Here is a 15,607-nt window from a genome sequence, read left to right as displayed (position 1 = left end):
TGTCCGGCCCTGCTTACACGAACTTTAGCAGAATAAGTTACGTACCGGCCTGAAATTTTACAGCAAAAAAAATAAAAGAAATATCTACGCCCAAGCCCCTTGTTAACCGTCACATGTGGGATAAAGGCTTATACCATCACTATGTCAGACGACGAAGCAAAAGAACTTCTTCTAAAATACCAAAGCGGTAAGTGCAGTGCCCGGGAAAAGGCGATACTGGAGAGCTGGTATAGCGAACTTGGACAGGGAAAAAGAGCTGAAATACACGAAGCGGAGTTAGAAAATATTTTTTTGGAAATTTGGGCCAGGCTTCCCTTAGATGATAAAGGCCCACATATAGAAGAACACCAAGTGAAGCAAGCCAAGGTTACACGGCTTTGGATCAGCTGGGCTGCCGCAGCAGTGCTGCTTTTTGGCATAGTCGGTTTAGGGCAATTTATCCTGCAGCAACGAACCAATCACGAAACGCTAACCGTTGATGGAAATATTATCGTTCCGGGTGAAAACAAGGCAACACTTTTCCTAGCCGATCATTCCAAGATTGAACTATCAAGTCACCAACTAGGAGTTGTAAACCGACAAAATTCTTTCACTATAGAAAAGGTCAGTAATGAACGCATAGCTTACCAGATGTCAAATACTAATAATCAGGCCGGAGGAACAAACACGCTTGAAACGCCCGCAGGCGGACAATTTCAGGCGGTTTTACCGGACGGAACTAAGGTTTGGCTGAATGCGGCTTCCAGTATCACCTATCCTGTGAGTTTCGCCCGATTCAAAGAGCGTCGGATCAAACTTTCGGGTGAGGCTTACTTTGAAGTAAGACATGATGCAGAAAAACCATTCATTGTAGAAACTAAGGGACAAATTACCGAAGATATCGGGACAGCGTTCAATATAAATGGCTATCCGGATGAAAGTGCGGCAAGGACAACACTTATCGAAGGTTCAGTTCGCGTGTCAAGCTTGAACCAGGATACCAGCCGGGGAAAACCAATCAACAACGGAAAAATACTACGTCCGGGCCAGCAGGCAGTCATTCAACCGGGCATTAAAACTATAAAGGTCCAGCCCGCCGGCGCCGACCAGGTGCTGGATTGGAAAAACCAGGAATTTGTTTTTGACCATCAAACCCTGGAAGAGATCATGCGCAAGATATCCAGGTGGTATAACGTAAAAATTATTTATAATAAAAACGTGAACACAAGACAAACGTTTGGCGGACAGGTCCCAAGGTCCACTCCGATCCGCCAGGTGCTAAGGGGACTGGAAGCAACAGGCGATATAAAATTTGAGATAAAGGGAAGAACGATATTTGTCAGCAACCCGGACAAAAAATAAATGGTTTAACTAGAAGGTCAAACGATGAATGCAACTTGATAAATAAAAAAAAGGATAAGGAAAAAAAACCGGAAGTGCTGGCACACTCCCGGCGTAATCAAGGGCTTATTCTAATTTGCAGATCCCATTTGCATGGCAAAGAAATGATGAATACGTACGTGCGCCCTACCGTTGCAAGTAATGCACTGTACTACCTTAAACACTTCCAAATGTATCAATTTTCATTAATAAAGCCGTCGAAGGTTATTCACGGACTAAGAGAAATCGTATCACGCCATGAAGTTGCTTTTCATATTTTTTTTTCTGGTGGTTATGCTAATGGGCGGAAAAGCTTATGCACAGCAAGTAACGATAAGGCAAAAGAACATAGCTTTAACGGATGTTTTTAGAGAAATACATAAACAAACGGGGTACGGGTTCATCTATTCCGATAAATTATTAGCTAAGATGGCCCCAGTTAATTTAGATCTCGAAGCGGTGACTATAGAAGCAGCTCTGCAAAAGTGCTTCGAAAATCACCCTTTAGCGTTCTTTATTGAAAACAAGATTGTAACAATAGTTGAAAAAGCAACGAATGACCGGGCTCCTATCGATAACAGCACTTCGCTAACTGCCCGGGTTGTAAGCAGGTCAGGCATCCCGATCAGTGCCGCAACTGTCAGGATCCGGGCTCAGAAAGCCATGACTATGACGAATTACCTGGGTGTATTTTCTGTAAAGAGTGTTTATATGAATGACATTTTAGAGGTTTCATGTATCGGTTTTGAAACAAAGCGCATAGCAGTTAATTCAATAGCCGAAACGATCATGCTGGAAACCAGCGAATCAAAAATGGATGAGGTGCAGGTTATAGCCTACGGACAGACGAACAACAGGTTAAATACCGGAAGTGTTACAACCATATCTTCCAAGGAACTTACCAAAACGTCCGGCCCGAATGTATTGGAATCGCTGGCCGGGCTTGTACCAGGCTTGTCAATCACTCCTATAGGTTCCGGCGCAAGCGCGAATTATCGGATTAGCCTGCGGGGTATGAACACCTTGGGTACAGATCCTAATCTTCCGATAAACGCGATCAATTCGCCTTTAATATTATTGGACGGCCTGCCACTCTCTGTAGGTATCACGGCATTAAATGAAGGCGGTTTAGTACAAAGTGGCTTAGCCTCTACTGACAAAGGTCAAAGCGCGATATTTAACATTAATCCTGATGACATCGAAAGCATCTCGGTATTGAAAGATGCGGATGCTACCTCAATTTATGGATCAATGGGTGCCAATGGCGTTATTTTGATCACTTCCAAGAAACCTCAACCCGGAAAGACGCAGGCACATGCTATGGTCAGGCGTGGCATAAGCCTGCAGGGAAAAAAAATAGAGCTGTTAAACACAACTGATTACCTGGCGATGCGAAAGGAGGCATTCGCAAATGATAAAGTGCTGCCAACGGCCTTAAATGCATATGATCTTTTAATCTGGAACAAGGACCGGTCCATCGACTGGCAGAAAAAACTCCTTGAATCCCGGCCCTACACAGCTGCCCAGCTGAGCTTGAGCGGCGGCAAAAATACGTTCTCTTACCGGTTAAATTCAAGTTATTACTATAACGACCTGAACCCGGGACTGTCGAACCCGGTTACAAATCTCTATAAAGAACAAAGGGCAACAACGGACCTGACATTAAGCAAGCAAAGCAACGACGGGCGTTTGAAAATCAATTTCCGCGGCGCATATGCAGCTGTCCATAATAACCAGCCCAGTAGTAATCCTGAGTCATTCATTTACCTGGCACCGAATGCACCGGATTTGCTGACCGGATCCGGTGACCTTAATTGGCCGGGCTGGCGAGCGGCCAAAGGATTTCCACTAAGTGTGCTCGGCTTCTTCAGGCCGTATGAAGCGACAACACACGACAAAGACCTAAACGGCGCGGTGTCTTATCAGCTTACCGATGCTTTAGAAATTAATGCGATAGGTTCCTACAGACAAACCAGCGTAGATCAATTACAAATAGACCAATCCCTTGCGACGACAGACCCGCTGCTGGCATCGCCGGTTATCAGTTCAAGATTTGGGAAAAGCAAATTTAAGATCTGGAGTTCGGAAACTAATTTAAAGTACAGCCTGCAGTTGCAGCAAAGCAATCTGCAATTCCTGGCCGGAGTACAATATAATCGTAACAATCAAGACAACAATTACATTGTTGCATCCGGCTGGCCTTCAGGCGTTTCGCAAGAAAGCATTTCCGGTGCGACGGATATAACAACCCTTTCTAATGAAGCAGAGATAAGGATGGCCTCTTTCTACGGACGGGCCACTTATAATTACCTGGACAAATATATTGTTAATTTAACCGGGCGACGGGATGGGTCAAGTAACTTTGGAGATAATAAAAAATACGGAAATTTCGGTTCCGTTGGCACAGCGTGGATCATCAGCCGCGAACCCTGGCTGCAGTCGTTGATTCAAAATGGTATATTTAGCTTTGCCAAATTAAGGGCGAGTCTGGGCACGACCGGGCTTGCGGTATCCAGACCTTATACTTATACTGCTACCGTCACTGGCAACGTTCCCTACCAGGGACTTCCGGCGAATTCATTTATCCAGCCGGATAATCCCAATGTGAAATGGGCCCAATCCAGGAAATTCGATATGGCACTCGATCTTGGCTTTTTTAAAGACAGGTTACTCCTATCATTTAATTACTATCATAACCGAACAAGTGATATAATCACTTTAAATCCCGTTACTACAGTTACAGGATTTAAAAATCTCCTCTATAACCAATCGGGGGCTGTCGATAATGTCGGAAAGGAGGCCACGTTAAGCTTTCGCTCAGACCCTGGTAGAAAATTAAAATGGGCTGCCGGGGCCAATATCAGTTTTAACAAAAACAAGTTAACGGCATTCCCCAACTTGGACCAATCCCTTTATTTTAACTTTGGGTACCGGATTGACCAGTCTGTTAATCGCTTTTATATTACTCCCAAGGGCACTGTTGATCCCCAAACAGGCTTTTATATAAGTAAGCAACAAGATTTAAATTACTACACTGCTGATCCTGATTTTACCGGTGGTGTACAGGCCCTGGTTAATTACCAGGGATTTGAAATCAGCTTTAATTTTACGTTTTCGCGTCAAAAAGGCTTAAACACCATAATCCCGGTGGTTGTCCCGGGAGCGAGTGTTAACGGCTTGGGAAATCAGCCGGCCTTAGTCTTACAAGACCGCTGGCGTTTCCCAGGCGACCTTGCAGCACAACCCAGGCTTTCCGCTTTCGGTTCTGGCAGTGTAACATCTTACGAAAATGCCGGATACTTGGGCGACGCCTCTTTTATCAGCTTAAAAAATGCACGTTTCAGATACAGCGTTGACGAAAAGCTAGCCAAGCTACTAAAATTGTCTGCGTTATCCGCATCCATTACTGGCCATAATCTTTTATACATAACGAAGTTTAAGGGCATCAATCCTGAACTCCCATTTGACGGCACTTACCTGATCCGAAGGCTTTTTGATTTGTCCATAGATGTTACCTTCTAGCTAAATTAAATATGAATAACCGATCAATTCACCATTTCGCCGGCATTTTTTTTCTGCAAGTGCTTTTCTTACTCAATTCCGGCTGCAAAAAAATCCTCGAGGTTCCACAACCAAACAACGGAAATTCACTCACATCGGCTTTTAGAGATAGCGTTTCTGCGAATGGTACGGTTCGCGGGATCTACGTCCGAATGGCATTTAACCAAAACTTCGAATGGGGCGGTATTACTGCCAACGCCGGAAAGTCGGCAGATGAACTACATCTGGCAAAAGGAGCCGACATGTTTGAGTTGAATACCTTAAGCGGCATGAGTCACACTTTGCTGGATCCGGTGAGAAGCGTGTGGACAGAAGCGTATGTTACCATTGACCAGATCAATGCCTGCATCGAGGGTATAAGTACTTCCGCAGGATTGAGCTCGGGTCAAAAACAGGCTTTACTTGGTGAGTGTTATTTTGACCGGGCTTTTATATATTTCAACCTCGTCAACCTATATGGAAGCGCTACCGCACTGGTATTAACCACTAATATCAAAGCTAACCTGGAAGCTGCCAGCACATCCCAGGCAGCTGTTTATCAGCAGATCATTATGGATCTTCAACAAGCCCAAAAGCTAATGAATGCCAGTTATCCCACAACGGACAGGGCCCGTCCCAATTCGTTGGCGGCTACTGCGTTACTGGCCAGGGTCTATTTATATGTTGACCGATTTGCAGATGCCGTTAATCAATCAAGTGTGGTCATAAATTCCGGTTTGTACAGCCCACTTCCTAACCTGGAAACTGATTTTTTGAAAGAAAGCAAAGAAATTATCTGGGCGCTCGCAGCTATTACCTCACCCTATCCCAGTACCGCTGACGGCGGTAACTTTCTACCTTTATACAGTAACAGCGCGCCTACCTACCAATTAACATCAGCACTATTAAATGCCTTCGAAAAGGGCGACCGGCGCTCTACTGTCTGGGTTGGTTCTGTTGCAACCTTTAGCGGGCAGCATTATTCTTACCCCCAGAAATACAGGAATAATTTTTTTGATCAATCCGGCACAGAAAACTATGTGGTCCTGAGGGCTGCCGAGCAATATCTGATACGGGCGGAAGCCAATTGCAGGATGAACAATACTGCTGCTGCCGTCGCGGACCTAAATATAGTTCGTGCACGTGCCTTTATAGATCCCGGAACCGGGGTTGTCCCGGCCAACGCCATTTTAAGCACCGGGCTTAGCCCCATGGCGTGTATGGCAGCTGTAGAACATGAACGAAGAATAGAACTCTTTGCGGAATGGGGGAACCGGTGGTTTGATCTGAAAAGGTGGCCGGCATTAACCATGAACGGTCAGACCCGCGCAGACGAAGTGCTTTCTCTACTAAAAACTGACTGGCAACCAACGAGTAAATTTTACCCGCTTTCTGTGATCGAACTGCAGTTGGACCCTAACTTAAAGCAAAACCCGGGGTATTAGAACACCCTCACATTTGACAACGCCAGGGTCGCTTTTTAAAGATGACCTTAGCGCTTATCTATCGGGAAAGATGAATATCGCTTAGATGCGACCAAACCAGGCGTAAAAGGTTTAGCGAGCGCTATCAATACATCACTTTCTCTAAAGGGTTTTTCGACAAATCCACTTGGTTTGGTCTTCAACGCTTCTTCCAGGGTTTTGTGGGCTATGTTACAGGATACATATATGAAAGGGATATTGATCTCATTAAGTTTGGCCGCCAGGTCGATACCACTCATTTTACCATTTAGCCTAATCTCCATTAGCACGAGGGCCGGCGCGTGAACACTCATTAACCTGAGCGCACATTCGGCTGATGAAACAATTCCTGCCACTTGAAATCCTGCCCTCCTCAGGATCATCTCCAGGTCGACAGCAATAATGAATTCGGGCTCTACGATCAATATCTTCCCTTTCATGTACAGATCCGGTTAACGTTTAAATTTTAGATATCTTAACAAAACCCACCCAAGATGCGATTCAAGGCATATGGAGATGCTAATTTCTTTATAAGACGAGTGAGTACCCTGCTGGGCGTAGCTTAAATGATTTTTTTTGCTCATGATGGAAATAACTTGATATTATTTCCTTACAAGGCAATGATGCAGCGTACCTGGATCCGGTAATTAATTTCCCTTCTGCCACGTTTTATCGTAAACCCTACGTTGAAATTCGAAATATCGTAAGATAAACTCAAACACTTTTAAATAACAATGTGATTAACAAATACTTGCGATATGGCATTATAAATGAACAATTAGGATATACCAGATTATAAACCATTTTAATTCATTCAATCAAAAAATATGTCAGCATTAAGAGGAAAGGTCGCGCTTGTTACCGGCGGTAGCAGAGGAATCGGAGCAGCCATCGTCAGGCGTCTGGCGGCTGAAGGTGCAGCCGTTGCTTTTACATATATAAGTTCCAAAGAGAAGGCCGATGTTATTGTTCAAGAGCTTAAAGATAGTGGTTCCACGTCCCTAGCTATCCGCGCAGATAGCGGCATCAAAGCCGAACTCGAAGCAGCGGTGGATCAAACGGTGAAAGACTTTGGCCGACTGGATATTGTTGTCAACAGTGCCGGAATAATTGTTATCGGTGGTATGGAAGAATCTGAAAAACTAGCAGATCAGTATCAAAAACAAATCGACATCAATATGCATGCGGTAGCAACGCTAATTAGAAAATCGGCTGTTTATATGGAAGCCGGAGGCCGGATCATCAATATCGGATCAGTTGCCGGGACAGCCGTAGGGATCCAGACCTTAACAGAATATGGCGCTACAAAAGCAGCCGCAGCTGCTTACACGAGAGGTTTTGCCTGGGATCTGGGTAGTAAAGGCATTACGGTCAATATAGTTCAACCTGGCCCAATAGCTACAGATATGAATCCCGAAGACTCGACCCTGGCTGAGCACTTGCGTAACAAGAACGCATTGAAGCGATTTGGTCAACCCGAAGAAGTTGCAGCCTTAGTGAATTTTTTGGCGGGGCCGGAAGCTGGCTTTATTACAGGTGCTATTTTTAATATAGATGGAGGCAGCCTGGCTTAGCCGGGGTAATATTACATATCATGAAAAAGAAAATTTTGATCACCGGTGCTACCGGGAAAACAGGTAAAGAGACGGTTTCGCAATTGATAAGCAAAAATATCCCGGTCAGGGCGATGGTTCGAAAGCTTGATGACAGATCTGACGAGTTGGAAAAAATGGGAGCAGAGATCGTAATCGGCGACCTGCTGGACCTGAACAGTATGAGTGTCGCAATGGAAACTATAACCGGTGCTTATTTTGTGTATCCGGTCATCATCCCGGGGATTCTGGAAGCTACAGCCATATTTGCGCAGGCAGCCCTGGAGAATAAACTGGAACTGGTTGTAAACATGTCGCAGATATCCGCCCGGCGTTCCGCCAAAAGCAACGCGGCCAGAGATCATTGGGTCGGAGAAAGGCTTTTTGATCGCAGCGGGGTAGCGGTAACTCACTTGCGACCAACTTTTTTCGCTGAATGGCTGATGTATCGCGCTAAAGAAGTGAAGGCTAAAGATTCTCTTACACTACCATTTGGTGAAGGCATGTATGCCCCTATCGCCGCAGCTGATCAGGGCAGGGTGATCGCAGCTATCCTTGCAGATCCATCTAATCATGCAGGTAAAACCTATCCGCTCTTTGGGCCGAAGGAAATGAACCAGTTTGAGATCGCGGAGATCCTAACAGATGTCTTAGGCAGAAAGATCACTTACCACCCTGTTGAGATCGCCAATTACGGGGAGCACATGGAAAACGACCTTGGTCACGACCCATGGTTTGTCCAGCATGTTATTTCCGTTGCCCAGGATTGCAGGGACGGGATATTCGCCGGAACTAACAACCTGGTGAAAGCGATAACAGGCACATCTGCTATGTCAATGCGGGAATATATCGAATCAAACCGCGAACTCTTTGAATAATTATTACTGTTTACAGTGGAAAGTAATTGAATAATAAGGCTGCGGGCGACACGCAGCCTTATTATTTGAGCCAATAAAGCTAAGGACTTCTAATGAACAATCTGAACGTAAATTAAAAGGTACAGGAAAGCCCCATCAAGTAGGGCCTCCTGTAATAATGAAGGGCTTGTAAAAATCAAATTAATAATCAAACCACATTTGTTGAGCTTCAGCCGTTTCCTTGGTAAAGGGCGGAAATAAATGATCAATAGCTACATCTGCAGGAGAAATGAGAATTGATTTTGGATGCGTCAACGCTTCATAGCCATGTTTGCCGTAATAACTTCCTACGCCGGAATCACCTACTCCTCCATACGGCATAGATTCCACATATAAATTCACATTGCTCTGGTTAATAGCACCTCCCCCAAAGGATACTGAATTTAATATAAAGTCAATATTATCCTGATCGCGGCTAAAGATGAACGCAGCCAAAGGTTTTGCTTTACTTTTGATATTTTTGACTACCTCTTTAATATCTGAATAAGTTATCACCGGCAAGATCGGGCCAAAAATCTCATCATCCATAATTGGGTCTGACCATTCGATAGGATAAAGCAAGGTGGGGGCCAGATACTTTGATTCTTCGTCAAAATCTCCACCCGCAATCACTTTATCCTGATCGATCAGCGCAGCAAGCCTCCTGACTTCTTTAGCAGAGATGATCTGGTCATAATCGGGATTGGTTTTCGGATCAGGTCCGAACATTTCCAGAAGTGCTTTTCTTGCTTCCTCAACAAATTCTTCCACCACCGATTCATGCACGTAAGCGTATCCTGGAGAAGTGCACCATTGCCCGCCCCAAGCGGTGGCACCCCAGGCAAGTTTCTTTGCCGCATCCTTGACGTTGGCCGTTTGATCAACAATACCAGGATTTTGTCCGCCAAGCTCCAGCAACACCGGTGTAAGGTTTTCAGCAGCGGCGCGCATAACTATTTTGCCAACTTTTACACTGCCGGTAAAGAACATAAAATCGAAAGGCAGCGCAAGCAGTTGCGTCACTACTTCTCTGTCGCCCCTTACCATCGCTACGGCTTCAGGTTCAAAATATTCCGCAACAAGCCTTGCAAAAACTTCAGCGGATGCCGGCACCGCTTCGCTTGTTTTCAATATAACCGTGTTACCCGCTGATAGTGCTGCAATAGCAGGCAATAATAGTAATATGACTGGTCCGTTAAATGGACCAATAACAAGGGAGACGCCATAAGGTTCCCTGTAAGTAATGGCCGTATGTCCCGTTTTGACCAGTGCCTTAGGCATTGGTGCGGGTACGGGTTTCATCCATTCTTTTAATTGTGATTTAGTAAAGGCGATCGTGCCCAAAGGTGCCATGATCTCAAAAGCCTGCTCATTTGATGCAGTCTTAAAATCTTTTCCCAATGCTTCTTTTATTTCATCCTGCTTTTCCGTCAGGAGTCGTTCCAGGCGGTCCAACTGTTCAATACGCCATTCGTAGCTTTTTGTAATATCAGTATTGAAATAGTCCTTTTGTTTGTCGAATAATTCTTGAAATTGGTTCATAGCTTTACAGTAAATGTTTATTTTTTATTAATAATGTTAAGTCAGGAGGTTAACGGATGTAATGCCGGAATCATTGAAGCAACCTTAGATACGCCTCTGCAGACACTAGCTGGTTTACCAAGTTTGCTTATCAGGCTCCTGACTGAAGGGTTTTCATTAGTCGATGATTATATCACATACAGGCGATGTCCGGCTACAAATTATAAAACATTGCGCGCGTCTAAAAAGTCGGTATTACCGGACACACTTTCCCATTCCTTTATGATAGCGGTCGTTTTTCCAGCACTTTTCCTAAACATACTGATCGAATCTTTACCAATTGGTAACTGGACCGGAGGGTTTTCGGAATGTGCCAGATCTACTACTACGCGTGCAAGTTTTTCCGGATCACCCGGCTGCCTGCCGTGTAAGGTGTCGCCGGCACTACGCATTGGGCCGACTGTATCCTGATAGTCATCAATTACATTTTTGGAAACACCGAAGGAACCAGCACTTAGAAAAGCGGTACGGAAAAGTCCGGGTTCAACTGCAGTGACTTTAATACCCAAAGGTTCCAATTCCACAGCGAGACCTTTTGACAGGCCTTCTACTGCGTACTTAGTAGAACCGTAAAGCGCCCAGCCTGGAATGGCATCAAAACCAAAAAGCGATGAAAAGTTAATAATATGACCGGCACGATTTCCACGCATATGGGGTAGCACAGCCCGGGTGACGTTCAGCAATCCGAATACATTGGTTTCGTATTGTTGCTTCACTTCTGCATCCGTCGCTTCCTCAATGGCAGTAATAATACCAAACCCAGCGTTATTGATTAAAACGTCAATTTTTCCGAACGCCAGTAGCCCTTCAGCTACTGCCTCTTGAACCTGCTCTTCATTACCTACCTCCATAATGGTGATCAATAGGTTAGGATTTTTGTTAAGTTTGATCGCCAGGTCTTCGGGCTTGCTTCTGACTGTGGCAATTACCTTGTCCCCGTTTTCCAAAGCTGCTTTAGCGATTTCGAATCCGAAGCCGCTCGAGGCTCCGGTGATGAACAGAACTTTTTGTGTTTTCATAAATTTTACCGATTTGATCCTGATGTTTATTGCTATCAGTAGATGCCAAATCCAAGCCATCAGCTAGTTCTTTATCTATCTGATATTTAAGCTAAAACACATTAAAAGTTTATCACTGTATTTCGTAATACAACTATTGAGAGTGCGAGATTTCGTAAAGTCGATATCGCCTCGAGAAGTCATCACCGGGTGAAGAATAATTTTCAAACTTCTATGAGCCTGTTAATCCTACAGTCCGGACATCTTTCCAACCATGAGGCACAACAAGCTCTCCTGAACAGCCAAAGAAGAATGCAGACCATGGCACTCGTCCATCAAAGCCTTTATCAATCAGACGATTTTAAGCTGGTCAATTTAAGATCCTATAAAGATGACCTACTCGTTTACCTAGAACAAGGCTTTGAAAATTTCGGAATGATTCGCTGTGAAGTCAATACACCCTTCGTAAGACTTAGCATCGATCGGGCAGTACTGCTTGGATTGATACTTAATGAAGCGATAACGAATGCTTTCAAATATGCTTTCCAAAATTGTCCGGCAAGATCACCATTGCTCTAACTTTGACCGCTGACAAAACCTATTGTCTAAAAATCTCAGGCGATGGTATTGGCTTCCCGCCTTTCTTCGATCCTGAACGTTCAGCTTCCCTTGGGATCAAACTTATGCGTGGATTAGCCTCACGGTTGAACAGAGAGTTCGCTGTTTACAATAACGCTGGTACAGTGATCTCCATAACCATTGAAAAATCGACGAACCATAGATCCTAAGATAAATCAGCCTGACAGGCCAGCAACTATCGAATTTTCAAAAAGAATCTAATTCGCCTTCCAACTGGCAATTATGGTTCCGCTTATAAAATGACCTGACAAAAGTCAGGTGCCGGGAACTCGATCAAGGAATGTGCTATTGGACTTTATGAATTTAAGTGCAGTCTAAAGAAACCAGTCTTAATCCGTGAAGAACAAATTGCGGTTCAACTCCTTTCTTACGCCGGCCGCAGTCAACAATATAGCTTCTGATCAACAGCAATCAAACTTGCTGATGTGCCTATGCGTCAAGCTTTCAACCGGTGACGGTAAAACGGGATATGATGCCAGGCTATGGATTTGCGCGAAAAGAAAACGGCAAAATGCGGTATCCACCAAGCCGTTCTCAATCCTTAATTAAAGTTAGCGTACCAAAGCCTGATCGATTGCCATGGGCAGGAACTTATCGACGTCAGTAAAACTCTGATGAATATAAGTGATCAAACCGTTTTTACCAATCACTATAGAGGTTGGGTAGGCAAATACTTTATAATTCCGGCTTGCCTGGCTGGCGGCCGGCACCAGCGTGTAAGAGAAGTCTTGGCGCCTAAGAAATTCCCGGACTTTTCCGGGCTTGTCAAGTGCTAAAGCCAGAAAAATAACACCGGAAGAATTGTATCTGGATTTTATTTTGTTCAGTTCAGGCATTTCTGTAATACATGCGCCACAGGTCGTGAACCAAAAGTTAAGCACTACCACTTTGCCGTGCAATTTGGCTAATTGGATTATTCTTCCGTTCAGTTCTCTAAGGGTAAAGTCTGGGGCTGGCCTATTCAACAGAGATTCGATTTTGTTTTTATTTTCTGCGAGACTTTTATAGTAGGTAGAATCCATTGGGCGGACGTGCATGATTTCCGGATCGGATCTGTCGGGATGAAACATAATCGATGCATGATTCCATGATTTGATAACGCTGTCAAGTTTATCTATTGCGATCGTATCACCATTTGGAATAATGTATTTTTTTGCTGTCAGCGCCATGTTGAATACCTTGACTTCCTTTGGACCGGCAGAAGTTGTTTGTGCTCCTGCAGGTTGAATGATGGTCATTGCGGCGGTCATGACCAATGAAATGTACAGAACACGTTTTAGGGAAAACCTTTTAAAAAGCTTCATCCCGCCATTATCTTTTTCCGACCACTTGGGCAGAAAACGCTCGATATTGTAACCAGACAGCTTGTCCAAAGCAGCTGATTCTAAATATTTGTAACAGTCATTTAAAGCTGCTGTAGCCTGAGGCCCAAAGAAAAAAACGCCTGTGGCAATAAATAATGAATTGATTCTCATGGTGAATAGTTTAATTTTTTTTATAATCCAAATGTACCCGCATCAGGAGTTAGCAATGTTAACTCCCTGGTAATTAGTGTAATAAATATTAGCCATCCCGTTGTAACAAAAAGTGTAAAACTGATTCTCGCCAATGGAGATATTCTTTACAGGTGATTTCTGAGGAATAGCAGAAATCCAGTACTATACTTTTCGGTACTAGCTGATTTATTAGCGGTTGCGGGCGGGAGTAATTGGTATATAGCATTTTTCATCCAATTTTTTATTTTTGTCCGCCCCATCAAAGAGATGCGTATATTTAACTCAAGAATTTGATTATGGAAAAATTAGCAGAATTAAAAGCGCTTTTAGAGACAGCCGAAAAAGACGGACAACTATTTTACGAGAAAAATAACAATGCGGCAGGTACACGCCTGCGTAACGCATTGCAGCAAATTAAGGTAGTTGCGACTGACTTGCGTAAAGACGTTACAGACAAGAAAAACGCAGCAAAGAAATAATTTGGAATAATATTTTAGGGAAGCCTTGTCGTTCGACAGGGCTTTATTTTTGGCCCATATGAAGTGCATGCGGGGATAAAAAACCTGTGTCCCGTATCACGGTCCACAGGCATCATCAAAACAACAACACTTCAAACAAAATATTTTAATTCCATCCGCCGCCGAGTGAGCGATAGAGGTCAACGGTAGCATCAAGCCTGGCTTTTTTAATAGTTGCCAGTTCCAGTTGACTTTGCAAAACATTACTTTCAGCTAGGATCACCTCCAGGTAAGTCGCCATGCCGTTCTTAAACAGGAGTTCTGAGTTCCGAGTCGCTTCCTGCAGTGTGCCGGTGCGCTGAGCAGCCAGGCCCTGCTGTTGTTTCAGCTTATCAAGTTTTACGAGTGCATCGGAAACCTCACCGTAAGCAGTCACAACGGATTGGCGAAAGCGGATCACAGTCACTTCCCGGTCGACCTTTGCAACATGGTAGTTGGTGCTCAACCTTTTTTTATCGAATAATGGCTGAGTTATCCCGCCGACCACCGTTCCAAACAATGACGCTGGTATATTGAACCAGTTACTGGCTTTAATAGCGTCCAACCCACCCTGCGCGCTGATGGTTAGCGAGGGGTAGAGGCTTGATTTCGCTACGCCGACATCGGCATTGGCTTTTGCAAGCGCTAATTCTGCTTGCCGAACATCCGGTCTCCTGCGGAGCAATTCAGCTGGCATTCCTGTAGTAAGTTTTTCTGCGATGGCAAGTGAATCCAGCCTGATATTCCGGCCTACAGAGCGGGGTAATCTGCCTGACAAAACGCTGATCGCATTTTCCTGAACTGCGATCTGCTGTTCAAATCTGGGAACTAGTGCCTCAGCCGTCAACTTTTGCGCTTCAACCTGCTGAATGGCTAAGCTGCTTACCCGGCCGGACTTAAATTGTAACCTAATTAACGTCAAGGTGCTATCGTTAAGTAATACGTTATTCTGGGCGATCCTGAGTTGGGCGTCGAGCATAAGCAGATTATAATAACCTTTAGAAATGTCGCTTACGATCCTGGTCTGTATTGCTTTATGGGCTTCCTGTGTTGATAAGTAACCGGCCAGTGACGCTTCTTTCCGGCCGCGTATTTTACCCCAGATATCCGCCTCCCATGAAAGAGATGCCGCTATGGTATAATCCTCTAGGTGTTGCTGTCCCAAGAATTGACTTAACTGCATTCCGCTCAGGCTGTTATCAGAAGGACGGCTTGAACTGGCAGACACCCCGATGCCTAAAGATGGAATATCGCCAAGTTTGGCTTGTTTTAAAACCAATTCGGCAGATTGGATGTTCTTTACTGCGACCTGCAGATCGAAATTATGTTCGAGCGCATCTGCGATCAGCGACTTTAGTTCGGGGTCTTCAAAATAGGTTCTCCATGGCAATGCGCCTACTGAAACAGAGTCCTGCAGGTTATCGCGATAAGCCGCAGGCAGGTTCATATCCGGGGCAGTGACATCACGCGATACCTTACAGCCTGCTATGATCTGTATAGCCAGCAAAACGATGGCAGCTACACTATACTTAGTTAATGTTTTCAT

At 44.6% G+C, this 15,607-nt stretch carries 12 protein-coding genes; 7 read left to right on the top strand and 5 right to left on the bottom strand.

Annotated elements, in window-relative coordinates; all coding sequences use genetic code 11:
- Window positions 1-141: 141 nt before the first annotated feature.
- From AC1D0K_RS08250 to AC1D0K_RS08240, 3 genes are all read left to right on the top strand, one after another.
- Window positions 142-1,341: a FecR family protein gene (locus AC1D0K_RS08250; protein WP_477393209.1), complete on the top strand. Its 1,200-nt coding sequence runs from the start codon at window positions 142-144 to the stop codon at window positions 1,339-1,341.
- Between the two features lie 447 nt (window positions 1,342-1,788).
- The gene (locus tag AC1D0K_RS08245) at window positions 1,789-4,881 is read left to right on the top strand and encodes a SusC/RagA family TonB-linked outer membrane protein (protein ID WP_477441301.1); all 3,093 of its coding nucleotides are present in this window, start codon (window positions 1,789-1,791) and stop codon (window positions 4,879-4,881) included.
- Between the two features lie 11 nt (window positions 4,882-4,892).
- A complete protein-coding gene (locus AC1D0K_RS08240; protein ID WP_477393205.1) occupies window positions 4,893-6,344 on the top strand; it encodes a RagB/SusD family nutrient uptake outer membrane protein in 1,452 nt (483 codons plus the stop codon).
- A gap of 47 nt (window positions 6,345-6,391) precedes the next feature.
- On the opposite strand, the gene AC1D0K_RS08235 is transcribed toward AC1D0K_RS08240, so the two are convergent.
- Entirely contained in the window at window positions 6,392-6,802 is a 411-nt protein-coding gene (locus AC1D0K_RS08235; RefSeq protein ID WP_477393203.1) for a response regulator, read from the bottom strand.
- A 387-nt stretch (window positions 6,803-7,189) separates the two neighbouring features.
- Between AC1D0K_RS08235 and AC1D0K_RS08230 the strand changes: the two genes are divergently transcribed.
- Window positions 7,190-7,936, top strand: coding sequence for an SDR family NAD(P)-dependent oxidoreductase (locus tag AC1D0K_RS08230; RefSeq protein WP_477393201.1), 747 nt, complete (start codon window positions 7,190-7,192; stop codon window positions 7,934-7,936).
- A 20-nt stretch (window positions 7,937-7,956) separates the two neighbouring features.
- Window positions 7,957-8,832 (top strand): NmrA family NAD(P)-binding protein, encoded by an 876-nt coding sequence (locus AC1D0K_RS08225; RefSeq protein WP_477393199.1) that lies wholly within the window; start codon window positions 7,957-7,959, stop codon window positions 8,830-8,832.
- A gap of 180 nt (window positions 8,833-9,012) precedes the next feature.
- On the opposite strand, the gene AC1D0K_RS08220 is transcribed toward AC1D0K_RS08225, so the two are convergent.
- Window positions 9,013-10,392 carry an aldehyde dehydrogenase family protein gene (locus tag AC1D0K_RS08220; protein ID WP_477393197.1) on the bottom strand — a complete coding sequence of 460 codons (1,380 nt, stop codon included), beginning with the start codon at window positions 10,390-10,392 and terminating at the stop codon, window positions 9,013-9,015.
- 200 nt (window positions 10,393-10,592) lie between these two features.
- The gene (locus AC1D0K_RS08215; protein WP_477393195.1) at window positions 10,593-11,450 is read right to left on the bottom strand and encodes an oxidoreductase; all 858 of its coding nucleotides are present in this window, start codon (window positions 11,448-11,450) and stop codon (window positions 10,593-10,595) included.
- Between the two features lie 189 nt (window positions 11,451-11,639).
- Between AC1D0K_RS08215 and AC1D0K_RS08210 the strand changes: the two genes are divergently transcribed.
- The gene (locus AC1D0K_RS08210; RefSeq protein WP_477393193.1) at window positions 11,640-12,008 is read left to right on the top strand and encodes a sensor histidine kinase; all 369 of its coding nucleotides are present in this window, start codon (window positions 11,640-11,642) and stop codon (window positions 12,006-12,008) included.
- Between the two features lie 611 nt (window positions 12,009-12,619).
- Here AC1D0K_RS08210 and AC1D0K_RS08205 read toward each other — a convergent pair.
- On the bottom strand, window positions 12,620-13,543 hold the full coding sequence (locus tag AC1D0K_RS08205; protein WP_477393191.1) for a peroxiredoxin family protein: 924 nt from the start codon (window positions 13,541-13,543) through the stop codon (window positions 12,620-12,622).
- A 317-nt stretch (window positions 13,544-13,860) separates the two neighbouring features.
- Between AC1D0K_RS08205 and AC1D0K_RS08200 the strand changes: the two genes are divergently transcribed.
- Window positions 13,861-14,043 carry a histone H1 gene (locus tag AC1D0K_RS08200; protein ID WP_477393189.1) on the top strand — a complete coding sequence of 61 codons (183 nt, stop codon included), beginning with the start codon at window positions 13,861-13,863 and terminating at the stop codon, window positions 14,041-14,043.
- Between the two features lie 145 nt (window positions 14,044-14,188).
- On the opposite strand, the gene AC1D0K_RS08195 is transcribed toward AC1D0K_RS08200, so the two are convergent.
- Window positions 14,189-15,607 carry an efflux transporter outer membrane subunit gene (locus AC1D0K_RS08195; RefSeq protein WP_477393187.1) on the bottom strand — a complete coding sequence of 473 codons (1,419 nt, stop codon included), beginning with the start codon at window positions 15,605-15,607 and terminating at the stop codon, window positions 14,189-14,191.

The sequence above is a fragment of the Mucilaginibacter sp. P1_A3 genome, assembly GCF_056406855.1.
The sequence above is the reverse complement of the archived record's forward strand: the minus strand, read 5'-3'. Positions and strand labels throughout refer to the sequence as shown.